The 21933-nt window shown below is 28.4% G+C and carries 30 protein-coding genes and 2 pseudogenes; all 32 read left to right on the forward strand.

The genetic code is table 11. The annotated features are described in order from the left end of the window. The first annotated feature begins 82 nt into the window (after positions 1–82). The 32 genes and pseudogenes from Q0649_RS07390 (at position 83) to Q0649_RS07545 (ending at position 21902) form a co-directional block, all read left to right on the forward strand. Complete coding sequence (locus Q0649_RS07390; protein WP_298839552.1) at positions 83–430, forward strand: RDD family protein; 348 nt, start codon at positions 83–85, stop codon at positions 428–430. A 17-nt stretch (positions 431–447) separates the two neighbouring features. After that, the gene (gene rlmD / locus Q0649_RS07395) at positions 448–1803 is read left to right on the forward strand and encodes a 23S rRNA (uracil(1939)-C(5))-methyltransferase RlmD (protein WP_298839555.1); all 1356 of its coding nucleotides are present in this window, start codon (positions 448–450) and stop codon (positions 1801–1803) included. 235 nt (positions 1804–2038) lie between these two features. Continuing rightward, positions 2039–2518, forward strand: coding sequence for a GyrI-like domain-containing protein (locus Q0649_RS07400; protein ID WP_367179360.1), 480 nt, complete (start codon positions 2039–2041; stop codon positions 2516–2518). Positions 2519–2672: 154 nt separating this feature from the next. Next, on the forward strand, positions 2673–2918 hold the full coding sequence (locus Q0649_RS07405; RefSeq protein ID WP_367179361.1) for a hypothetical protein: 246 nt from the start codon (positions 2673–2675) through the stop codon (positions 2916–2918). A gap of 61 nt (positions 2919–2979) precedes the next feature. Then, on the forward strand, positions 2980–3522 hold the full coding sequence (locus Q0649_RS07410) for a GrpB family protein (protein WP_298839558.1): 543 nt from the start codon (positions 2980–2982) through the stop codon (positions 3520–3522). A 564-nt stretch (positions 3523–4086) separates the two neighbouring features. Further along, on the forward strand, positions 4087–4809 hold the full coding sequence (locus tag Q0649_RS07415) for an MBL fold metallo-hydrolase (protein ID WP_298839561.1): 723 nt from the start codon (positions 4087–4089) through the stop codon (positions 4807–4809). Positions 4810–4964: 155 nt separating this feature from the next. Next, on the forward strand, positions 4965–5222 hold the full coding sequence (locus Q0649_RS07420; protein ID WP_298839711.1) for a TfoX/Sxy family protein: 258 nt from the start codon (positions 4965–4967) through the stop codon (positions 5220–5222). A gap of 27 nt (positions 5223–5249) precedes the next feature. Continuing rightward, entirely contained in the window at positions 5250–5753 is a 504-nt protein-coding gene (locus tag Q0649_RS07425; RefSeq protein WP_298839564.1) for an AAA family ATPase, read from the forward strand. Between the two features lie 156 nt (positions 5754–5909). Continuing rightward, on the forward strand, positions 5910–7196 hold the full coding sequence (locus Q0649_RS07430; RefSeq protein WP_298839567.1) for an Ig-like domain-containing protein: 1287 nt from the start codon (positions 5910–5912) through the stop codon (positions 7194–7196). A gap of 67 nt (positions 7197–7263) precedes the next feature. Further along, positions 7264–7560, forward strand: a pseudogene (locus Q0649_RS07435) (HD domain-containing protein); the annotation flags it as partial. 447 nt (positions 7561–8007) lie between these two features. After that, entirely contained in the window at positions 8008–8667 is a 660-nt protein-coding gene (locus Q0649_RS07440) for a DUF998 domain-containing protein (protein WP_298839570.1), read from the forward strand. Between the two features lie 61 nt (positions 8668–8728). Next, positions 8729–9256 (forward strand): epoxyqueuosine reductase, encoded by a 528-nt coding sequence (locus Q0649_RS07445; protein ID WP_298839571.1) that lies wholly within the window; start codon positions 8729–8731, stop codon positions 9254–9256. Between the two features lie 217 nt (positions 9257–9473). Then, a complete protein-coding gene (locus Q0649_RS07450; RefSeq protein ID WP_298839574.1) occupies positions 9474–9968 on the forward strand; it encodes a GNAT family N-acetyltransferase in 495 nt (164 codons plus the stop codon). A gap of 77 nt (positions 9969–10045) precedes the next feature. Continuing rightward, entirely contained in the window at positions 10046–10843 is a 798-nt protein-coding gene (locus tag Q0649_RS07455; protein ID WP_298839577.1) for a thymidylate synthase, read from the forward strand. Beyond that, positions 10843–11337 carry a dihydrofolate reductase gene (locus tag Q0649_RS07460; RefSeq protein WP_298839580.1) on the forward strand — a complete coding sequence of 165 codons (495 nt, stop codon included), beginning with the start codon at positions 10843–10845 and terminating at the stop codon, positions 11335–11337. Before Q0649_RS07455 ends, Q0649_RS07460 begins: the two co-directional genes overlap by 1 nt. A 127-nt stretch (positions 11338–11464) precedes the next feature. Then, entirely contained in the window at positions 11465–12028 is a 564-nt protein-coding gene (locus Q0649_RS07465; RefSeq protein ID WP_298839583.1) for a GNAT family N-acetyltransferase, read from the forward strand. A gap of 36 nt (positions 12029–12064) precedes the next feature. Then, positions 12065–12454: an ACT domain-containing protein gene (locus Q0649_RS07470; protein ID WP_298839585.1), complete on the forward strand. Its 390-nt coding sequence runs from the start codon at positions 12065–12067 to the stop codon at positions 12452–12454. A 268-nt stretch (positions 12455–12722) separates the two neighbouring features. After that, entirely contained in the window at positions 12723–12941 is a 219-nt protein-coding gene (locus Q0649_RS07475; protein WP_298839588.1) for a hypothetical protein, read from the forward strand. A gap of 26 nt (positions 12942–12967) precedes the next feature. Then, complete coding sequence (locus Q0649_RS07480) at positions 12968–13096, forward strand: hypothetical protein (protein WP_298839591.1); 129 nt, start codon at positions 12968–12970, stop codon at positions 13094–13096. A gap of 8 nt (positions 13097–13104) precedes the next feature. After that, the gene (locus Q0649_RS07485; RefSeq protein WP_298839594.1) at positions 13105–13398 is read left to right on the forward strand and encodes a GNAT family N-acetyltransferase; all 294 of its coding nucleotides are present in this window, start codon (positions 13105–13107) and stop codon (positions 13396–13398) included. A gap of 279 nt (positions 13399–13677) precedes the next feature. Further along, positions 13678–14322: a CatA-like O-acetyltransferase gene (locus tag Q0649_RS07490; RefSeq protein ID WP_298839597.1), complete on the forward strand. Its 645-nt coding sequence runs from the start codon at positions 13678–13680 to the stop codon at positions 14320–14322. Positions 14323–14530: 208 nt separating this feature from the next. Continuing rightward, positions 14531–14980, forward strand: coding sequence for a GNAT family N-acetyltransferase (locus tag Q0649_RS07495; protein WP_298839713.1), 450 nt, complete (start codon positions 14531–14533; stop codon positions 14978–14980). 62 nt (positions 14981–15042) lie between these two features. Further along, a complete protein-coding gene (locus tag Q0649_RS07500; protein WP_298839599.1) occupies positions 15043–15633 on the forward strand; it encodes a GrpB family protein in 591 nt (196 codons plus the stop codon). A gap of 463 nt (positions 15634–16096) precedes the next feature. Further along, positions 16097–16771: an HD domain-containing protein gene (locus Q0649_RS07505; protein WP_298839602.1), complete on the forward strand. Its 675-nt coding sequence runs from the start codon at positions 16097–16099 to the stop codon at positions 16769–16771. Between the two features lie 42 nt (positions 16772–16813). Continuing rightward, positions 16814–17173, forward strand: a complete 360-nt coding sequence (locus Q0649_RS07510; protein ID WP_298839604.1) for a VOC family protein — start codon at positions 16814–16816, stop codon at positions 17171–17173. Between the two features lie 97 nt (positions 17174–17270). Beyond that, positions 17271–18122 (forward strand): Nif3-like dinuclear metal center hexameric protein, encoded by an 852-nt coding sequence (locus tag Q0649_RS07515; protein ID WP_298839607.1) that lies wholly within the window; start codon positions 17271–17273, stop codon positions 18120–18122. Positions 18123–18170: 48 nt separating this feature from the next. After that, positions 18171–18692, forward strand: coding sequence for a dCTP deaminase (gene dcd, locus Q0649_RS07520; RefSeq protein ID WP_298839609.1), 522 nt, complete (start codon positions 18171–18173; stop codon positions 18690–18692). 58 nt (positions 18693–18750) lie between these two features. Further along, positions 18751–19365, forward strand: a complete 615-nt coding sequence (locus Q0649_RS07525) for a sugar O-acetyltransferase (RefSeq protein WP_298839612.1) — start codon at positions 18751–18753, stop codon at positions 19363–19365. After that, positions 19358–19990: an erythromycin esterase family protein gene (locus Q0649_RS07530; RefSeq protein ID WP_298839615.1), complete on the forward strand. Its 633-nt coding sequence runs from the start codon at positions 19358–19360 to the stop codon at positions 19988–19990. Before Q0649_RS07525 ends, Q0649_RS07530 begins: the two co-directional genes overlap by 8 nt. 48 nt (positions 19991–20038) lie before the next feature. Continuing rightward, a pseudogene (locus tag Q0649_RS07535) lies at positions 20039–20656 on the forward strand (erythromycin esterase family protein); the annotation flags it as partial. Between the two features lie 176 nt (positions 20657–20832). Beyond that, positions 20833–21402 (forward strand): class I SAM-dependent methyltransferase, encoded by a 570-nt coding sequence (locus tag Q0649_RS07540; protein ID WP_298839618.1) that lies wholly within the window; start codon positions 20833–20835, stop codon positions 21400–21402. Positions 21403–21725: 323 nt separating this feature from the next. Continuing rightward, positions 21726–21902 (forward strand): GNAT family N-acetyltransferase, encoded by a 177-nt coding sequence (locus Q0649_RS07545; RefSeq protein WP_298839621.1) that lies wholly within the window; start codon positions 21726–21728, stop codon positions 21900–21902. Positions 21903–21933: the final 31 nt, after the last annotated feature.

The raw sequence follows: 21933 nt of genomic DNA on the forward strand, positions 1-21933 counted from the left end.
TATATAATTGTAAAGCCTTGAAGTCACTTGACTACAAGGTTATGAAATTAACTATAATAATATATTAATAGGGGGAATTAGAATGTTAGAACAAGAAGGAAAAAATGCAAAAAACACAGATGGTCAAATAGCAATGAAAGATGGAAAAATAGTTAAATCCAATTCTAAAAATGCAGCAAGACCTGCTTTCTTGAACACTTTTATGGCTAGCATTATAGATTTAATAGTTATTGGTGTTATATCAACAGTAATAGTATTTTTAGCAGATGCTGTGCTTAGAATATCAGGATATGCATTAACTCAAAAATTTGGAATGATATTTGTTGCTTTTATGGTTGTGATGGTATTATATATGAGTATAATGGAAAGTGGAAAAATGTCTGCTACACTTGGAAAGAAAGCATCAGGATTATTTATTACTAAACGATAGGAGTTTGTGAAAAAAATATGCAAAGAAGAAAAGAATATGAATTTAATATAGAAGCGTTAGAATTTCCAGCACAAGGGATAGCATACTATGAGGGTGAAAAGGTAATGATTAAAAATACATTGCCAGGTCAAAAAGTAATTGCTAAAGTATCAAGAAAGAAGCCATTAGTAGTAGAAGCAAAACTTGTAAAAATACTTGAAGATGTAGACTATAAAGTTGAACCTCTTTGCAAAATCACTGAATTTTGTGGAGGATGTAGTCATCAATTTCTATCTTATGAAAAACAATTAGAATTTAAAAAGCAACAGGTATTAAAATTGTTTGAAGACGAAGAAATAAAAGACTTTGAATTTTTGGGTATACAGCAGAGTCCTGAGCAATTCGAGTATAGGAATAAAATGGAATTCACTTTTGGTGATTTTAGAAAGAACGAAGAATTAACTTTAGGTATGCATACAAAAGGAAGAAGTTTTAGCATAGTTACTGTTGATGATTGTAAAATAGTTGATGTAGATTTTAGAGAAATTTTAAAATTAGTATTAAATTATTTTACAGAGCTAAAATTGCCACATTACAATGTAATGGAACGTAAGGGATATTTAAGAAACTTAGTGATTAGAAAGGCAAAAAATACTGGTGAAATATTAGTTAATTTAGTAACCACATCACAGATGGATTTAGATCTTAGCGAAATTACGAGTAAACTTAAAGAATTAAAATGTGCTGGTGTTATTACAGGAGTAATGCATACATATAATGACTCATTATCTGATATAGTTCAAGCTGATAAAACTGAACTATTATACGGAAAAGATTATATTATGGAAAATATATTAGATCTTAAGTTTAAAATAAATCCTTTTGCTTTTTTTCAAACAAATTCGAAAGGTGCAGAAAAACTTTATAGTATCGTTAGAGATTTTTTAGGTGATTCAGAATCAAAAGTTGTGTTTGATTTATATTGCGGAACAGGAACGATAGGTCAAATTGTCGCAGCTAAAGCTAAAAAAGTCTTGGGAATTGAATTAATAGAAGAAGCAGTTGCTGCTGCAAATGAAAATGCAAGAATTAATGGATTAGACAATTGCGAGTTTATAGCAGGTGATGTATCTAAGGTTATAAAAGATGTAAAAGATAAACCTGATAGTATTATCTTAGATCCTCCAAGAGCAGGTGTTCATCCTATAGCATTAGATTATGTAATAAAGTTTGATGCACCACACATAGTTTATGTTTCATGTAACCCTAAAAGTTTAGTTGTTGATTTAAAAGAAATGATCAATAACGGATATAAAGTTAATAAGGTGATATTGATGGATATGTTCCCTCATACTCCACATATTGAAACTATTGTTGATATAGTTAAGGCATAACTGGCGAAGCCATATATGCTAATCATCAATATACGGTAATTAAATAAAAATGATAGAACTAAGGATTGAGTTTCCTTAGTTCTTTTTTTTTTATGCATTTTAATCTAGATAAATATAAGTTATATGTAAATATAGAGGTTAATTGGAATAAATGGTATAATTATTAAAAGATTATTCAAAAGTTTGAAGCAGAAGGATAGTGCTGGTAACAATTAATTTACATAAGGGGAGAGAAATGAATATTAAAATCAAAAAATGCATTAAAAGTTCTTTTTCAGTAATTGGTAAAGAAGGTTCAACGAATGATGGAAATGGTTTTGTAAATAAGTTATGGGAAAATGCTGATAATCACTATAATGAGATTGAATTTTTGGCAAAGAAAGATGAAAAGGGAACTATTTTAGGCTTTTGGGGACTGATGAGTGATTTTTCAAGAAATTTTAAACCGTGGGAAGAGAATACTACAAATGGATTATATTTAGCAGGGGTAGAAGTTAGGGATAATGTTGAAGCACCTGATACCTGGATAAAGTGGACAGTTCCTTCATTTGAGTATCTTTATATCAAAGTGGATAATGAATATGGAGAAGCCTTTTCCTATGTTTTAAATTACATGGATAATAATAACATTAAATTAGCGGGTGCTGTATTTGATTATAATTGTCCTGAAGAAAATGGGCAATTGTATTTATTTTTCCCAATAAAAAGGTTATAAGTTACTATGTCATTAGGTAAATATAATTTTAAATTGTTTGATTCATAATTTCCATAAATATTGCATTAATCATAAAACTACGATTAATGGCGATTATTAAATGTGGTAAATTACCAACGTAATAATTTAAATTTAATAAAAGGGTGGAATAAAAATGGATTGTAAAAAAAGAGCAGGTGAAAAAGCAGTTGAGTACATTCAAGATGAAATGATTATTGGGCTTGGAACTGGGTCTAGTGTTTATCACACAATTGTAAAATTATCTGAGAAAGTAAAACTTGTTTGTTTCGACTTAGACGATACTTTAATTAGAGAAATACATTCCGTAATGTTGCCATGCATTTTAAATGGGAAAGAAAATGAGCACTCTTTAATTCAAAAGCAGGAAGAGTTATTTTAAATTGTTCATATAAAGAAAATTAAATTAAATATTGTTTACAATATGAAAGGATATGAATTTAATGTTAAAGCTGGGGTTAATAAGTGGAACAGTAAAGATTGAAGAATACAATCCTGAATGGAAAGATGAGTTCCTAAAAGAGGAAACATTGTTGAAAAAGCAATTACAAGATTATGATGTTGATATACAGCATGTTGGTAGTACATCAATAGTAGGATGTCATGCTAAACCAATAATTGATATAGCAATAGGCGTTGAATCTTTAGAGTATGGAGAACAACTAATTCCAGTATTAAGAAACATTGGATATATATATAATGGAGATGGGCATATAGCTGGGAGACACTTTTTTAAGAAGAAAGATGGAGAATTAAGTACGCATTATATACATGTAGAACCAATTAATGGTAAGCTATGGAATAATCACATTTTATTTAGGGATTATTTAAATAAACATCCGCTAATTATTATAAAATATTCTAATCTCAAAAAATATTTAGAAAAAGATTTTTTTAATAATATAAATAAGTATGCAATAGGAAAAAATCCTTTTATTGAAAAAGTTATTGAAACTGCAAAAGGAGAAAAAAATAAGAAATTATAATCCAAGAAAATATTTAAAAAAACGTTATGAATATTGCGATTATATTATTTTTTTATATACAAATTCATTTATACGATTATATAGAATTTTAAGACGCTGGATTCGGCAAAGAACGGGGAAGGAAGCATATAACACCAAGCCAACATTAAAGTTCTTATGGATGAATATAAAGTGGCATAATGAATTTAACAATTATAGGAAACAGTTAATATCTGAATTATTGCAATGTGGATTAAAATATAAAAGATTTAAAAATGCAAATGATGTTATCAAATTTTGTTATAACACATATGAATTAAAATGAGTCTGAAGAATATCACTAATTTATATTTAAGGTACAATCTTCTCTAAAATTTTATCAATCGTAAAAGTAGAATATATTCAACATTGTAAAAAACAGTGAAGTGATAAAACTATTGAGGAAGTAAACTATGGAATATTTTTATTAATACCAAAAGAATATCTTTATCGTGGACCATTGGTATACGATAACTGTGATTATAAGTATAATTGTGCCGTAACTGTAGAATTATGTTTTATTGATATATTGGGAAGGAGATTTATATGGTTATAAATCAAATATCAGAGAGAATATACTACTTGCCTTTCGATGAAAATACAGACAGACCAAATATTGGGTATATTTTCGGGAATAAGTATTCGATTATGATTGATTGTGGTAATTCGCCCAAACATCTTTCTTTATTTTATGCTGGACTTGAAGAGAGACATCTTCCTATTCCACAAATTGCTATTATTACACACTGGCATTGGGATCATACCTTTGGTATGAGATCATTTAATGGGATGACGATTGCAGGACAAATTACCAATAATAAACTGAAAGAAGTCATGAAATGGAAATGGACTGACAAAGCTATGAAAGATCGCCTTGTAAATGGTGAAGAAATTGAATTTTGCGATAAAAATATCCGAAAAGAATATAAGAATTTATCAGAAATTTGTGTGAAATCAGCTGATGTGATATTCGATAGTAGTATTTCAATTGACCTTGGGGGGATTACCTGTACAGCATTTTATTGTCCATCACCACACTCAAAAGACAGTGTGATTATCTATGTTCCAGAAGAGAAAATATTATTTTGTGGAGATGCAGATTCTCGAGACTTTTACGATAATAAGGGAGAACGTGAAGTTGGACGAGTAAAACAATATCGGGATGTTCTGATGAAAATTCCATTTGAAGTCTACTTACATGGTCATTGTGAACCATTGAGACGTGAACAGGTATTTATAGATTTAGAAAAAATGATTGAAGGTAATTAAAATAAAAAATACCATATAAAGCTAATTGCTGCAGAAAAGCAAAAGAACTATTGCCTTAATCGTTATTCTACGATATATGAATATTTGTAACAAAATGTGATTTAATGAGCAATGTAAATAACTCAATAAATAGTAATTTGAAAGGAAGCTATATTATGGGAGAATTATCAAAACTACCTAATATCGGGAAAGAGGTTGAAAGTCAGTTAAATAAAGTAGGAATATTCACTTATAATGAATTAAAAGATATTGGTACAGAAGAAGTGTGGCTGAAAATACAAAAAATCGATACTTCGGCATGTATTCATAGATTGTTAGCACTTGAAGGTGCAATTCATGGTATTAAGAAAACAGCATTGCCTCAGGAGCGTAAAGAAGAACTAAAAGATTTTTATAATTGGCACAAAATATAATTATTTTTTTGAGAGGAGAGGAAAGGTATGAAGAAACTTATAATAATAAATGGAACTATGGGAGTCGGAAAAAGTGCAACGTGTAAAGAATTGAATAAAACTCTTGATAAATCTGTTTGGCTTGATGGTGATTGGTGTTGGATGATGAATCCGTTTATTGTAAATGATGAAAATAAACAAATGGTTGAAGATAATATAATATATTTGTTAAGAAAGTTTTTATGTAATTCGTCTTTTGAATATATAATTTTTAATTGGGTAATTCATAGGGAAGAAATATTTGATATGATATTAAAAGGTGTTAATGATTTGGAGTTTGAATTGTTTAAAATAACTCTTATATGTTCACAAGAGAACCTTAAAAATAGAATATTGAAAGATATAAAAAATAATATAAGAACAGAAAATAGTTTGGAAAAAAGTTTAGATCGACTTCATTTATATCAAGAGATGAACACAATAAAAATTGATACAAGTAACATTACTATTTCTGAAACTACAAATAAAATCAAAGATATTATCTATACTTAGACTTTGAAATAATTTATTGGGAGGACTATTAATAAAAATGAGTTTGGTATGCCAAAGCTTATTGAGAGTAACAGTATTAAAAGATGTGCAAAATTGCCATAGGTGATAGCAATATTAAAATATGTATTTATTTAAATTAATAGAGGAGAGGCTTTAATGAGGAAATGGCAACGAAATTATATTATATGTTTTATATTTACTTTTTTATTATTATTTATAAATGTTCAGGTATTTGCAGGTACAGTAATTCGTGTAAGTAAAGTAAGTATAAATAAAAATAATGATACTTTAGTAGCAGGGCAGACAGATATACTAAAGGCAAAATTTACACCAACAAACGCAACAAATAGAACTGTAAAATGGAGATCTTCAAATAATACAATAGCAAAAGTAGATATTTGGGGCAAAGTAACATCATTAAAGGCAGGAATTACAACTATTACTGGAGTAACGGCTGATAAAGGATTAAAAGTTGCTTGTAAAATAACTGTTAACCCTAAGCCAATAATTCGTGTAAGTAAAGTAAGTATAAATAAAAGTACTAATACTTTAGTAGCAGGGCAGACAGGTATACTAAGGGCAACATTTACACCAACAAATGCAACAAATAGAACTGTAAAATGGAGATCTTTAAATAATACAATAGCAAAAGTAGATATTTGGGGTAAAGTAACATCATTAAAGGTAGGAACTACAACTATTACAGGAGTAACGGCTGATAAAGGATTAAAAGTTGCTTGTAAAATAACTGTTAAACCAAAACCTTATGTTCCAAGTTTGAAGTTGTTATTTAATTTAAATGATACCCACAATTTTCAATCACTCACTTATTTTAATAATTATATATACTGTGGATTTGATGTTGGAAGTGGACAAGGAGAAATATCTAAGTATAGTATGACAGGTACAAAAATATCACAAACAAAACCTATGAAAATAGGACACTCAGCCGACCTTGGATATAGAACTAAAACTGGAAACATCTATATGGCAAACGGCGGTGGTACAGCAAAAACACATGTATATGTTGTTAATTATGCCAGTAGCAAAGTAATGACTGATTTAAACTATGAAAGTCTCGGTACTTCTGCATTACTTGCAATAGACAACGTTCATGACTATTTAATATTGCATACTATTTTAAGTGGTGGGGACTTTGGAAGTCTAAGATTTACTATAATAAATTTAGCTAATATGAAAGTCATAAAAACTTTTATTAAACCTAATCAAGGACGACCACAAGGTCTTGAATCTAATGGTAGATACATTTATTACTATACAAATAATAAGATTATGACATTTGATTATAATGGAAAAGAAATCGCTGCTAAATATTTTAATGAACCAGGTGAGAGTGAAGGAATAGCAATGGTCTTGGATAATAATGTACAACATTTGATTGTAGGATATAATCTTGAAAATAGAATTTATGAGTATAAATAAATTTTTATAAAAGTTTTAAAACGAGATAACTATGCTAAAGAAGTGGAGGAATACGCATATGGATATAATATTTGAGTTAGCAAAAGAATTTTCTAATGAAATTGCCTTACTCGTTGATGAAGTCACCAAATTTAATAAAGTCAGTTGGGATTTAATAAATTCAGATGACACAATGATAGATAAGCGTGTAATTTTAATTAAATTTGCAGACCGGCTTCACAACATGCGTACTCTCAAGTATATGAAACCAGAAAAATGGAGGGAAAAGGCAAAAGAAACAATAGATATATTTTCACCAATTGCTGTTCGGCTTGGCATCACCAAAATTAAGATTGAGCTTGACGATTTATCGCTTAAATATTTATAATTTAAAAAGCTATGGGATTAAGGTATTAACTTTAAATTCTATAGCTTTTATTTGAATATATTAATTACTTTGAATTACTTTGAATTACTTTGAATTATATCGAACAAATAAATTGAATTACATTTAGATTAAGGATATTAAATATTTATAAAAAATGTAAATATATTTAATTGGTGGGAATTATGGTACAATTTAATAAAAACATTTTGAGAAAGTGTAGTTAACCATAAAATTTACTGTTAAAAACATAAGTGGTGTATGGTACATCACGGGAAAGAAAGAATCTGCATAAATTTAAAATAGTGTTTTTGAATTTTATAAAAGTGGAAATTAATGATAATGTTGAAGGAAGAAGTGTGTACTTGATAGTAATCTATTATGATATAAAATTAAAGAAGTAAATAAAATATTGTAGAGAATAATATCCAATTGAGGTGTATAAGAATGGAAAAAATCAATAAATATTTAATGCCATTGGGAATGGTTGGAGTCCTATTTTATTTTACACATACTATTTTAGGAAATATTCTATGGAAGGATTATAATCCAATAACAACAGATATTAGTTCACTTACCGCAGATGGAGCCCCTAATGCAAATCTACTAAAAATATTTGGTTTTATTTATGGTATTTGTATGGTTTTAATGGTAATAGGATTGATTGCAAAAGCATTCAGAAAATATCACAGCATGTTAAGAATTGGATATGTAATTTTGATGATAATGCAGTTAACTTCTTTATTTGGGTATAGTTTATTTCCTCTAACTGGGAATAAAACAGTGATGAACTTTCAAAATATAATGCACATTGTTGTGACAGTTGTCGTGGTGGTTACAACAATTGCTTCCTCTTTTTTTATTTCGGTTGGGTACCTAAAGCAGGAGAAAATGAATAGCTTGGGAAAAATTACTTTAGTTATGGCTATACTTATTACTGTGTTTGGAATGTTTAATCCAATTTCTATGAGTTTACAATTAAACATATTAGGGCTAACAGAACGATTAGCTATTTACACCATTCAGGCACTTATGTTTATGTTGTCCTACTACTATACTTTTTTAGAAAATAAGCATAAAGATTTTACAACAAATATAAATACATAAAAGAATTGCATAAAGTTGAGTTATATCATGCAGGAACTATTTATATTATTGGGGGAGGTTTATGGTTGAAAAAAATAAAATATATGAATTAATTATTAGAAAGATGAAATGTTATCCAAATACAATAGTTGGAATTACAGATATTGCTTATTCATGTTATTCCGAGCAATATAAGTGTGCTATCGTATTAGCAGTTCCTCATAAAGAAATTATATCTTTAAATAACTATTCAGAAGAAAAATTTGAAAAGACGATATCGATTGCCCATCAAGAAGTGAATATGATTGTTTATGATCTGATAACTATATTGCAAAAATATAACATCCATTTTTATTTGCCACCAGTAGCTCAGAGTAATGAAGAAAGTCTAATTGCACCATTTTCATTTAAATACGCTGCTGTTAATGCTGGAATTGGGTGGATTGGAAAAAATGGAGTTTTAGTTACTCGAAAGTATGGTCCACGAATAAGACTTTCGGCTATATTAATAGATTATGATTTACCTATAGGAATGGCTATTAGTAAAAGTATGTGTGATGACAAATGTTTTCACACTTTAGTTGTGATACTGTTAATTCTCCTGAGGTAGTGTCTTATCCCAATTTCAATAAAGTGGGTATACTTGTAAATGGAGAACCAGGAACATTTTATAAAAAAGATTCTAATGTAGACTATTATGAAGGTGAATAATTCTTTATATAATGGTTAAGAAAGATAAATTAAAGATAATGGCTGGACATACTATTTAGTAATATGAGCGTAACAATATTGTCATGCATGTTAAAATAAAAAATAGGGGAACTAAAATGATTTGTCAATCAAAAGATTTTTATATAGATTTAGTAGAGAGCAGAGATTTAAATGATATCATTGAAGTATACAATTCCAATAAGCAATTTTTATTGAATCATATGGGAAGTGACATGGTTGAATATAAATGGGTGATTGAAGAGTTAGCGTTAATGAAAAAAATAAATTTTTATTCTTGTAAAGTAGTTTTGAAAAGTTCAAATAAAATAATTGGTATAATAGATTTTAAATTAGGTGAGGAAACTTATTTATCCCTGTTAATGATACATAATGATTACAAAAACAAAGGGTTTGGAAAGCTGATTTATGAGGCTTTAGAGGAGTATGTTAAGTCAATAAAAAGCAGAGTCATAAGAATAGATGTAGTAACTAATTATGACAATAGGGTACTTAATTTCTGGATTAGAAATGGCTTTAATAAATTTAAAGATGCGAAATTAAATTGGACAGGAAAAGTTTTGCCTGCATTAATTATGAAAAAAAGTTTGTAGTCATAAAACAATAGTAAAAAGGAAGTGAGCATTAGTAGGTTTGAGTACATAGGTACACTCTCTTACTATGAATAATTATGTTAAATGAAATGGATAGACAATACTTGAAAATAGTTGAGAAAATTTTAAAAAGAGGATATCATGATCAAAATCGTACTGGAGTTTCGACTTATAAATTACCTCACCAAATTATGCAGTTTGACTTAGAAGAAGAATTTCCAATATTAACGACTAAAAGTGTTGCATTTAAAACAGCAGTAAAAGAGTTACTTTGGATATTTAAAGACCAATCTAATGATGTAAAAAAACTTCAAGAACAAAACGTGCATATATGGGATGAATGGGCATACTCCGATGGAACAATTGGTAAAGCTTATGGTTATCAAATAGCTAAATATCATCAAATTGATACTCTTATTAAGGCTCTAAAAAATAATCCTCAAGATAGAAGAATGCTTATGAATCTTTGGAACATAGAGGACCTTCCAGAAATGGCTCTTCAACCATGTTGTTTCTTAACTCTTTGGGATGTAACTGATGGACGACTTAATTGTATGTTAGTACAACGAAGTGGTGATATGGCACTTGGAGTTCCATTTAACACTAGTCAATACGCAGTATTAGTTCATTTAATTGCTCAAGTTACAGGACTCAAAGCAGGATTATTTACTCATGTAATAAATAATGCACATGTATATGAAAATCATATTGAGGGTTTAAAATTACAGATTTCAAGAAAGGCAGAAGCTTTAGATGCTCCTAAACTTTGGATCAACCCAGAAATTAAAAACTTCTATGATTTTACACCAGAAGATGTTAAACTTATAGATTATAAGCATCTTGGTAAAATAGATATGGGGAGCGTGGCTATATAATGTTAACATGTATTGTTGCAATTGGAGATAACTTTGCTATTGGTAAAAATAATGATTTACTTTGGCATTTTTCAAAAGATTTAAAAAGGTTTAAGCAAATAACAACTGGAAATACTATTATTATGGGAAGAAAAACATTTGAATCTCTTCCTGGTATTCTCCCTGGAAGGCATCATGTTGTTTTTACTCAGAATAAAGATTTTGTAGTGAATGATGAAAGGGTAACTGTGATTAATTCTAAAGAGGCATTATTTGCTTATTTAGATGATAATAAAGAATATTTTGTTATAGGAGGAGGAGAAATATATAAGCTATTGTTACCTTATTGTAATAAAATACATTTAACACAAGTGCATAAGGAATATGATGCTGAGGTATTCTTTCCAACTTTAGATTATTCAGAGTGGAATATAAAAGAAGATGAAACTGGGTTCATTGATGAGGCTGAAACAACATCATTTAGTTTTTTAACTTTGACACGGATTATTAGGTAAAATAATATATTAGTATTGGTGATGATTGCAAAAGGGCATTTGAGGTTACAGATGAAATAGTAGGAAAGAGAGGCTAATTTTAATATCCGAATATCCCTATATCGATATACGAAAAGGAGCGAAAATTATGGATTACAATGAAATTATAAAAGAAAACTCTATCTTAGAATCAAGCAGATTAATTCTAAGACCATTTTCTATTAATGATGTAAAGGATGTGTTCTTATATGCAAGTGATGATAGTGTAACAAAATATTTAACCTGGCCATCACATACGGATATATCACAAACAGAGAAATCAGTAAAAGATCATTTTTTAGATAAAGTAGGGACTTTTGCAATTGAGTTAAAATTAGAGCATAAATGTATTGGGTGTATCGATTTAAGGATATGTAATGACGATAATAAAGCGGATTTTGGTTATGTACTAAACCGCAAATATTGGAATAATAATTATATGTCTGAGTCGTTGAATTTAATATTAGAACTTTCCTTTTCAAAATTAGAGCTGAATCGTGTTGAGGCTACACATTATGTAGGAAATGAAGGCTCTGGTCGTGTTATGAAAAAATGTGGGATGAAATACGAAGGACTTGGTCTGCAAGAAGTAAAGGTTAAAAATATTTTTTATGATGTTGTTCATTATGCTATTTTGAGAGAAAATTGGGTTAATGATAATATGACCTATTAATCTATATGTATTAAAATGAAAGGATGAAAATAAGTTATGTTAGAAAAAATATTAACAATGAAAGTATTAGCAGAAAAATTTGGTGTTTGTAGATTAAATAAAAATGCACTGATTCCTGAATGGGTAGGGGCAAGCAACTTTTATTCTGTAACAAAGACATCGGATGAATTATCAATTGTATGTTCTCAGGCAAGCATTCCAAGTGATATAAAATGTGAAAAAGATTGGAGAATTTTAAAAATTGAAGGGCCATTAGAATTTTCGCTGATTGGAATACTTTCTTCAATTAGTACAATATTAGCTAAGGAAGGAATAAGTATATTTGCTATTTCTACATATGATACAGATTATATACTTGTAAAAGAGAAAGACATTGATAATGCCATAAACACATTATCTAATGAAAGATATGAAATTATTAATTAGTAGTATAAGGCTTTACTGATAGCAAAATTTAAAATGCTATTGGTAAGGCCTTTTGCATTGATAAGACAAGATAAACAAGCAGCTAATTAGGAACGAGAGGAAAGAGTATTAACAATTATTTAGAAATTAATAAAAAAATAAAGCTAAATAAAATTAAATATAAGTATATGTAAATATAGAGGTTAATTGGAATAAATGGTATAATAATTAAAAGATTTCTTAAAAGATATAAAGAATAGTTAGAGCATATTAAAAAATGAGGTGTAAGATGAAAAATACAAAAATATGTTTCAAGTGTAATTCAAGAAATATTATAATAATACCAGGTAAGTTTGGATCATATAGCTCTGGTAATAATATTACATGGGGAATTTCAGGGTTTAAGGGAGTAAAAGTAACAAGATATTTGTGTTGCGAGTGTGGTTATTCTGAAGAATGGATTGATAATAAAAAAGATATAGAGAGTCTCCAGAAAAAATTTAAATAGATGTTTATTGGGGAGAGGATGTAAAAGTGGGAGTAACAACAAAAGATAATACTTTGAAGTTTATAACTTTAAAAGAATTACAGCCCTACCATTGGACAGGAGCATATCCGAAGGAGGAGTTAGAACATTATCAGAAGGTTAGACTTAGGGAGTAACATTATTTATGGCCTTTGATGATAAACAGCCCATTGGTGCAGTAACCATTATTTCAAGAACTGATGATATACATATGCTTGAGGGAAGAGAGGATATGACCGTATTATGGGATATACGTATATCTGATATATATAAGCATAAGGGGATAGGACAAAAATTATTTAATCTTGCTGTGGAGTGGTCAAGAAGCAACGGTTTTAAACAAATGAAAATTGAATGTCAAAATAATAATGTACCTGCTTGCAAGTTTTATCATAAACAAGGAGCTGTTTTAAGAAAAATAGATGAATATGCTTATTAGGATGATGTTTGTGGCGATGACGAAGTACAATTTATTTTGTATCTTGATTTATAGGTAGATATGAATCTTTATAAATTAATCATAGATAAGCATTATTAAGGAAGAGGATAAGATAGAGAAGGTTTATTCCTTGTAATGGATATAAGGAGAAAAGAAACAAAGGATAAAGAAGTATGGTTAAGTTTACATCATAATAATACAGTTGCTATAAAACTATATTATAAATATGATTTTTTAGAGTAACTATTTTAATTTAAATTTATAATTAGAGGTGAAAATATGAATATTAAAAAAATTGATATGAACTCTTATCCACGAAAATCTCATTTTGAATATTTTAGAAATATGGCATATCCTTATGTCGGAGCAACGGTTAATATTGATATTACTTATTTAGTTAATGTGATTAAGAGAGAAAAATTGCCTTTTTTTTTAACTGTAATTTATATAGCAACAAATGCAGCAAATAAAATACCTGAATTTAAAAGAAGGATTGATGGAGATAGTATAATTGAATATTCACATTGCAATACATCTCATACAGTTGCTTTAGAAGATGGAACTTATTGTTATTGTGAACTGGATTCTTCTATGAATTATAAAAAATATTTAGAATACGCTCAAGAGAAACAAAGATTATCTAAAATACAAGGTATTACGGATGATGGAAGTGAAGCAGATTCATTGTTTTTTGTATCATGCTTACCATGGATTAGTTATACTGCAATTATACAGCCTGTACCAAGTCCATCTGACTGTAATCCGCGTATTACATTTGGACGCTATTTTAGATATAATGATAAAATATTAATGCCTACAACCATATTAGTAAATCATGCTCTGGTAGATGGAATACATATTGCAAAATTTTATGGAAATTTTGATGAAATTATGGCTCAATTAATTGATGGTTTACAAAAATAAGCTTAATTATCTTATTGGAGGAAAGTTCATATAGAATTCTTTAAATAAGGTTTAAGAAATTATGAAAAGGAATTTAATGAGAATATGATAGTTGTATGTGAAGAATTTAAAGTAGTTTGATAATAACAATTAATCAGAAATACATGATAATTTTATACTATGTTGAAATAGTAAAATAATTAGTGAGGGGTAAATAGTATTGATAAGAATGGCGACAATTGAGGACATAGATAGTCTTGTAAAATTAAGAATTAAGTTACTTAATGAATCAAACAACAATATTAAAAGTTATGATTGTGACCAATACTCAGGAGTATTAAAAAAGTTCTATTATGACAACTTACCAAGTGGGAAAGTTATAGCATTATTAGTACTTATAAATGGAGACGTTGTTGCTATAAGTATGATTTGTTTATATAATATTACTCCTTCACTTTATAATTTAGATGGAAAAATGGCCTTACTTACTGACTTGTATACAATTCTACAATACAGGAATAAGGGGTATGGGATGGATATTTTAAAGGATATAATGGAATATGTTAAAAATAGGGGGTATGGTAAGGTTATTTTGAATGCTACTGAAGCTGGTAGGAAATTATACGAGAAATATGGCTTTAAAGATGTTAATGGACAAATGTCTTTTAAATTCAAATAATACAGTTATATCTTCCATCAAGGCTATTTTGAGTTTTTAATATATTGTGGAGGGATGTATAAATGGGAAAAGAATTATCAGAAATGACGCTGAAAGAAATGTGGGAGTTATTCCCCATCATATTAAAAAAACATAGTACAGATTATAAAGAATGGTATGAAACTGAAAAACAAAATCTTCTAAGGTGTATTGATAAAAAAGATATTATGCGTATTAATCATATAGGAAGTAGTGCGGTTGAAGGCTTGATTGCTAAGCCAACAGTCGATATTTTGTTGGAAATGGATAATAAAAGCAATATTGAACAATTAAGAGATACCCTTCTACATAATGGGTGGGGATTGATGGCATTTGAAGATAAGCCAAACATGAAAATGGTTTTTAATAAAGGATATACAAAAGAGGGATTTGCAGAGAAAGTATATCATTTGCATGTTCGCCACCAGGATAACTGGAACGAATTGTATTTTAGAGACTATCTTATGGAACATGATGAAGTAGCTATAGAATATGGGAAACTTAAATTAGAACTTATAGAAAAATATGAGCATGATCGAGATGGATATACAAATGCTAAAACTGATTTTATTTTAAAATATACAGAAAAAGCAAAAAAAGAATATGTTGATAAATATAAACCAAGCAATATTTAAAAAAGGATTTTTTGAAAATAATATAATTATGACATAAGAAAAAACATTCTAAAATCAGGTCACTAAGTGAATTGCTATAGCTTGCAATCAATAGTTGAGCAAAAGGGATTTGTTGAAAGTAAGCAATATAGATTTGTGATTGTTGCTCAAAAACGTAAGCATATAAATTTAATATAATCATATTGTTTTATATTAGACGCTACAATGAATAAAGTTGTTGCGTTTTTTTATAATAGAGTTGGAGGTTACGTTAAATAACAGTTTTTAATAGTACAATCTTTATAGTTATACTATTTTATGGTAAAATATTATGATATTCGTAGAATATTCTGAACAATATTATTATAAATATTTGCCTAAAATGATAAGCAAGGTAATATTAATGAAGTATTTAGACTTGAATTCAATGATATTAAAGAATATATAAATGCTTGTTGACGAGGTATAAAAGGGAGAGATAATAATGGATATAGATACAAAACATAAAAAAATCATACAAATAGTTAAGGATAAATTAACTTGTTCTGCTCATAATTTGGACCATGTATTTAGGGTGTATAAACTTTGTCTGTTACTTTCAAAATATGAGAAAGATGTAGATTTAGAAGTTCTTATTCCTGCAGCATTATTACATGATATTGCAAGAGTAGAAGAAAGTGAGGATAAAACAGGGAAAATTGACCATGCTGTTTTAGGTAGTGAGATTGCGGAAGGAATATTAGAAAACTTGGAATATGAACAAGAAGAGATAGATAAGATAAAGCACTGCATTGTCACGCATAGGTTTAGAACTGGAAACGAACCTAAAACTATAGAAGCTAAAATTCTTTTCGATTCAGATAAGCTTGATGTTATTGGGGCAAGTGGAATTGCTCGGACCTTTATGCTAGCAGGTCAATTTGGACAAAGATTAACAGTAAATGAACCACTTGATGACTATTTAAATGGCAATACTGTTGAGAATGGAAGGATAAAAGATGTTTCAAAACATACGCCATTTATTGAATATGAAGTAAAATTTAAAAAAATTCCTGATAAATTATATACAAAAAAAGCAAAGGAAATAGGAAAAAGAAGGCTTGAATTTATGAAAGAATATTTTAGTAGATTAACGTTAGAGATAGAAGGAAATGAATAAAAATAATTCTTTATTTTCTATTAATATGGAGGAGAAGTTAAATTGAAGCTTAAAATAACTGTAAACTCATTATACATTTGCGTTAAAGATATGGATAGAGCTATTAGTTTTTATGAACAATTATTTGAGCAAACGGTAGATAAGAAAGATGATATATTCAGTATTTTTATTATAATGGGATTTAAATTTTGTCTGTTTAATTATAGCAAAGTTAATGAAACGGTAATTTGGGGTGATAATTGTCTGCCAAGTTTGGAAGTTAATGATATCACTAAATTAATAGAAAAATTAAAGTTGCTAAGGGCAGAAATAATCTTTCCTTTAACAAAGATTAATAAAAACTGGGTATTAGAATTTACTGATAGTGAAGGGAATAATATAGAAATATATTGTAAAGATTGATTAAGTATAATGAGATAGTGAAAAGGAAAAAATATGAACAACTTTATGATTGGAATGTATGGTAAATTTATCTTAATTATAAATAGAGAGGTGGAAAATGAAAGCAGTTGATTTGTATAGTCAGTTAGAGAAGGATTTTATAAATGAAGATATGACAGATGAATGGGCTAAGTATATGAATGAAGTAGAAGAATATTTAAGCGATAACTTTAAGAAAAGAAGCATGGGTGTTGTTTGTGATTTTACTGAAAAAATAGACAAGGTATATACTGCGGTGTTTCCAACGAAAGAAGTTTTAAAAAAAGTTATGGATGATGACGCTCAAAATTCGATGTTATTTCTTCATCACCCTAGTATTTGGGATATAAGAAAATCTCCAAATGTGTTTTATCAAATGGATACTGCTATGCTTGAAAAGTTTATAGAAAGTAATGTATCAATATATAATTTGCATGTTCCATTGGATAATTACAGTAAATATTCAACAAGTAATACATTAGCTGAGACTTTAGATATTGAGGTTATAAAGCCATTTGCATATTCTAATGGAGCTATAAATGGAGTGATTGGAAGAACTAGATGTGTCAATTTAATAGGTTTGAATAAAAAGTTCTCAAGTGTTTTAGGACATCAAACTAAATGTTATTCGTATGGAGATAGCAATATAAAAGATGAGAAAGTTGCTGTAATTGCAGGTGGTGGAAATGACATTGCTTTTCTTAAAGAAATGTTAGAAAATGATGTTAGAGTATTAATTACTGGGATATCATCTGAAAATGATAGATATGCAAAAGTACATGAATTTGAAAAAGAAAATAATATTTCTCTTTTAGGAGGGACACATTATAGTACAGAAAAATTTGCATGTATTAAAATGTGTAATTATTTTGAACAACTGGGGTTAAAGTCAGAATTTATAGAAGGAGAACCTATTTATGAGGATATGTAAGATAAAACAAAAGTAGATTTAAATATAGAAATAAGGAGTGTGTAATATATGATTCTTTCGGGAAAAGAAATAAAGAGAAAGCTAGGAAAAGATATTGTTATAGAGCCCTTTAATGAAAAACAACTTAATCCTAATAGTTATAATTTGAGGTTAGATAATGAATTACTCGTATATGATGAATCAATTTTGGATATGAAAAAAGAAAATAAGTATAAAAGACTTTTTATACCAGAAGAAGGCTTAGTACTAGAAACAGGAAAGTTGTATCTTGGTAGAACAGTAGAGTTCACAGGGACGAATAAATATGTACCAATGCTTGAAGGTCGGTCTTCTATTGGTAGGTTAGGATTATTCATTCATGTAACGGCAGGGTTTGGGGATGTTGGGTTTCAAGGCTTTTGGACATTAGAAATATTTTGTGTTCAACCAATAAAAATATATTCAGGGGTTGAAATTTGTCAAATCTATTATCATAGTATTGAGGGCGAATATGATGAATATTGCAGTGGAAAGTATCAAAATAATGAAGGGGTTCAACCAAGTTTATTGTATAAAGATTTTGAAAAGTAATATGAAGGATTTTTATAAGAAAGTATATATTAATATAGAATGAAAGGTGGATACAATTATGAATCAGAAAGATAGAATGCTTGCAGGTTTGCCATATAAGGCGAGTTTAGACGGATTGGAAGAAGAACGAACGAAAAATAAAAAGAAAATATATGAGTATAATCACTTTTTACCAGATGAATACGAAAAAATTGATAAATTAATAAGAAATATTCTTGGTAAAGCAGGTGTAGATATACATATTGAAGCACCTTTTCATTGCGATTATGGAAAGAATATTGAAATTGGGAATTGTTTTTTTGCAAATTATAACTGTACTATTTTAGATTCGGGAAAAGTAATCATAGGTAATAATGTGCAATTTGCTCCAAATGTTTCTTTATATACAGCAGGTCACCCTATACATCCTGATTCAAGAAATTCTGGATATGAATATGGGATTGGTATAACGATAGGAAATAATGTCTGGCTTGGTGGAAATGTTGTCGTAAATCCTGGGGTTCACATTGGAGATAATGTTGTTATAGGTTCGGGAAGCGTCGTAACTAAAGATATTTCTGGTAATATGTTAGCAGTAGGAAATCCATGCAAGGTTATTCGAGAAATCACAGAAGAAGACCGTAAATATTATTACAAAAATAATATTTTTGACGTTGATGATTATTTTGATTAAGCTAAAATTAGCAAATAATGATCCGTCTTTAAAAGAAAATATAGCGATAGTAAAAGTGATTAAGGACAACTTAATTGAAATAAAAACTAGCATGAACAATAAGGACAACACAGATTTAGATTTATTATATAAATATATAAAAAATAAAGATATTATTGGATTTGGAGAAGCAACTCATGGAACAAAAGAGTTTCAAAATATGAGGACAAGGATAATAGTATATTTGATAGAAAAATTAGACTTTAGAACTATAGTGTTAGAGGAAAGTTATATCCATTGTTTAAGGATAAATTCATATATATTAAATGGTATGGGAACGGCAGAGGAAGCGGTTAGGCAAGGTTTATTGTTCCCTTGGGTATTTAAAACAGAGGAGACTGTACTTTTAGTAAAATTATTGAGAGAGTATAATATTACTGCTGATAAAGATAACAAGGTTAGATTTTATGGAATGGATATACAAGGTGCAAATAAAGTATCTCAGGCATTAGAATTATATATTAAAAAAGTAGATATAGAACTTTTTAATGATAAAACTAAGTTAGACATTTTAATAGGAAATATGTTTTCTATAAAGGAACTTTTTATTAAAAATAAAGTTAATTATATAATAAATAGTTCTTAAAGAGAATTTACTGAGGTATATCATTGTTTTGATGTTTATTATCACTGGTTAGAATATAGCGAAGAAATGACATTTAATAAAAGAGATAGATTGATGTATGAAAATGCAAAATGGATTATAGAAAATGGAAGAAAATATAATGATAAAAAAACAATTATAGTAGGCCATAATGATCACATTCAAAAGGGAAAATATCTTAATTCATTTGAGAATAAACAATTAGGTAACTGGCTGAATCTCTATTATAAAGAGAAGTATTATAACATTGGTTTTGAATTTTCAAGAGGTACAGTTAATTCAATGGATATAAATACTAGAGAGCAAAAGACATATCACGTGGATAAAAGTATAAAGAAAGATTTGGCAGCAAGATTGTTTGAAGAAACAAAAACTTCTATGTTTTACTTAGATTTAAATGATATAGCACATGGAAATGCTAAATTTAAAAGATTTATATCAACCGTAAACAGGTATAACTCAATTGGTGCCGTATACGATGAAAGAAACGAAAGTTTTGGAATAGACAATATAATAATCGAAAATATGTATGATGCAATTATATATATCAGGGATAGTAGCAGCACAACCATATGTGAAACAGGTGTTGAAGTTGTAAAAGCAGCAGAGAAAAAATCGCCTATGAGAGTAGATGTTATTTATCAATAAATATGATAGATAGGATTAAGGATATATTTCCTTAGTCTTATTTTTATGTTTTTGGGCATCAGGCAAGTAGTTAACCATTGCATATAATGGTATAATTCATTTATAAGAGTTGCATACCAATGATAATATATAATGCAACAAATTTTGGTTAAGAAAAACTTTGGAGGCATATAATAATGTTAAATGTAAATATAAAAGATATTGATATGAAATTTAATACATCAGAGGAGGTTTTTGCACCTCGAAACGTTGATAAAGGTACTTTAGCGATGTTGTCAATTATTGAATTTAAGAAGAATGACAAGGTATTAGACTTGGGATGTGGATATGGTATAGTTGGAATACTTTCTGCAAAAATAGTAGGTCCGTCTAATGTAGTTATGGCAGATATAGATAGCAGAGCAGTAGAGCTTGCAAAAGAAAATATTGAGTTAAATGATGTTAAAGGAATTGAGGTATATGAAAGTGATGGATTTAAAAATATTAATGAAAAAGATCTAACTTTAATTATTTCAAATCCTCCATATCATGTTGATTTTTCTGTTCCGAAGGAGTTTATTGAAAAAGGATTTAATAGATTAGCCATTGGTGGGAGAATATATATGGTTACTAAAAGAAAAGAATGGTATAAGAATAAGTTGGTTTCAATTTTTGGTGGTGTAAAAATAACTGAAATTGATGGTTACTATGTTTTTATGGCGGAAAAGAAAACTACTACATATTCAAGTAAGAAAAAATCAAAATAAAGGAGAGAAAATATGTCAACGAAGTTGATTCTAATTTAATTCTATTATAGAAGGTAACATATAAAAGAGTATGAGGCGTCACAAACAATAAAAGTTTGTGACGTTTTTCTTCGTTAAAGAATAAAGGTATTGGATAGTAGCTTAACAATATCCAAATCTTTATTTAAATGCTATGTTATGGTAATATATATTAAATTGTTATAATATTCTAATTAGTTAAATATATTATTGAAAGAATAACAAATGGAGTAAGCTCATGTGTTCGTTATATGAATAAACTAATTGCTTGGGGAATTACACAATATGATTGAGCTATAGAATTTTTGTATGTCTTGCCTGATTATAGAAGAAGAGGATATGCTCAAGATGTATTGATAGATTTAATTAAAAAGGTTCGTGATGAAAATGAAATACCATTTGTACATATTGAGGAAGAAAACGAAAAATCTATGAGGTTAGCAGTGAAATTAGGGTTTGAAAAAGATAAAGTAGTAAGTTAGTTTGAGATAGAGTAGGAATTATAAAGTAGAA

It is taken from the genome of uncultured Clostridium sp. (assembly GCF_937920395.1).
GTDB lineage: Bacteria > Bacillota > Clostridia > Clostridiales > Clostridiaceae > Clostridium_AD.

Excerpts from the sequence above, each read along its gene's own strand:
- Q0649_RS07390 (WP_298839552.1), top strand. The coding sequence starts at position 83 with ATGTTAGAACAAGAAGGAAAAAATGCAAAAAACACAGATGGTCAAATA.
- rlmD (WP_298839555.1), top strand. The coding sequence starts at position 448 with ATGCAAAGAAGAAAAGAATATGAATTTAATATAGAAGCGTTAGAATTT.
- Q0649_RS07400 (WP_367179360.1), top strand. The coding sequence starts at position 2,039 with ATGAATATTAAAATCAAAAAATGCATTAAAAGTTCTTTTTCAGTAATT.
- Q0649_RS07405 (WP_367179361.1), top strand. The coding sequence starts at position 2,673 with ATGGATTGTAAAAAAAGAGCAGGTGAAAAAGCAGTTGAGTACATTCAA.
- Q0649_RS07410 (WP_298839558.1), top strand. The coding sequence starts at position 2,980 with ATGTTAAAGCTGGGGTTAATAAGTGGAACAGTAAAGATTGAAGAATAC.
- Q0649_RS07415 (WP_298839561.1), top strand. The coding sequence starts at position 4,087 with ATGGTTATAAATCAAATATCAGAGAGAATATACTACTTGCCTTTCGAT.
- Q0649_RS07420 (WP_298839711.1), top strand. The coding sequence starts at position 4,965 with ATGGGAGAATTATCAAAACTACCTAATATCGGGAAAGAGGTTGAAAGT.
- Q0649_RS07425 (WP_298839564.1), top strand. The coding sequence starts at position 5,250 with ATGAAGAAACTTATAATAATAAATGGAACTATGGGAGTCGGAAAAAGT.
- Q0649_RS07430 (WP_298839567.1), top strand. The coding sequence starts at position 5,910 with ATGAGGAAATGGCAACGAAATTATATTATATGTTTTATATTTACTTTT.
- Q0649_RS07440 (WP_298839570.1), top strand. The coding sequence starts at position 8,008 with ATGGAAAAAATCAATAAATATTTAATGCCATTGGGAATGGTTGGAGTC.
- Q0649_RS07445 (WP_298839571.1), top strand. The coding sequence starts at position 8,729 with ATGGTTGAAAAAAATAAAATATATGAATTAATTATTAGAAAGATGAAA.
- Q0649_RS07450 (WP_298839574.1), top strand. The coding sequence starts at position 9,474 with ATGATTTGTCAATCAAAAGATTTTTATATAGATTTAGTAGAGAGCAGA.
- Q0649_RS07455 (WP_298839577.1), top strand. The coding sequence starts at position 10,046 with ATGTTAAATGAAATGGATAGACAATACTTGAAAATAGTTGAGAAAATT.
- Q0649_RS07460 (WP_298839580.1), top strand. The coding sequence starts at position 10,843 with ATGTTAACATGTATTGTTGCAATTGGAGATAACTTTGCTATTGGTAAA.
- Q0649_RS07465 (WP_298839583.1), top strand. The coding sequence starts at position 11,465 with ATGGATTACAATGAAATTATAAAAGAAAACTCTATCTTAGAATCAAGC.
- Q0649_RS07470 (WP_298839585.1), top strand. The coding sequence starts at position 12,065 with ATGTTAGAAAAAATATTAACAATGAAAGTATTAGCAGAAAAATTTGGT.
- Q0649_RS07475 (WP_298839588.1), top strand. The coding sequence starts at position 12,723 with ATGAAAAATACAAAAATATGTTTCAAGTGTAATTCAAGAAATATTATA.
- Q0649_RS07485 (WP_298839594.1), top strand. The coding sequence starts at position 13,105 with ATGGCCTTTGATGATAAACAGCCCATTGGTGCAGTAACCATTATTTCA.
- Q0649_RS07490 (WP_298839597.1), top strand. The coding sequence starts at position 13,678 with ATGAATATTAAAAAAATTGATATGAACTCTTATCCACGAAAATCTCAT.
- Q0649_RS07495 (WP_298839713.1), top strand. The coding sequence starts at position 14,531 with ATGGCGACAATTGAGGACATAGATAGTCTTGTAAAATTAAGAATTAAG.
- Q0649_RS07500 (WP_298839599.1), top strand. The coding sequence starts at position 15,043 with ATGGGAAAAGAATTATCAGAAATGACGCTGAAAGAAATGTGGGAGTTA.
- Q0649_RS07505 (WP_298839602.1), top strand. The coding sequence starts at position 16,097 with ATGGATATAGATACAAAACATAAAAAAATCATACAAATAGTTAAGGAT.
- Q0649_RS07515 (WP_298839607.1), top strand. The coding sequence starts at position 17,271 with ATGAAAGCAGTTGATTTGTATAGTCAGTTAGAGAAGGATTTTATAAAT.
- dcd (WP_298839609.1), top strand. The coding sequence starts at position 18,171 with ATGATTCTTTCGGGAAAAGAAATAAAGAGAAAGCTAGGAAAAGATATT.
- Q0649_RS07525 (WP_298839612.1), top strand. The coding sequence starts at position 18,751 with ATGAATCAGAAAGATAGAATGCTTGCAGGTTTGCCATATAAGGCGAGT.
- Q0649_RS07540 (WP_298839618.1), top strand. The coding sequence starts at position 20,833 with ATGTTAAATGTAAATATAAAAGATATTGATATGAAATTTAATACATCA.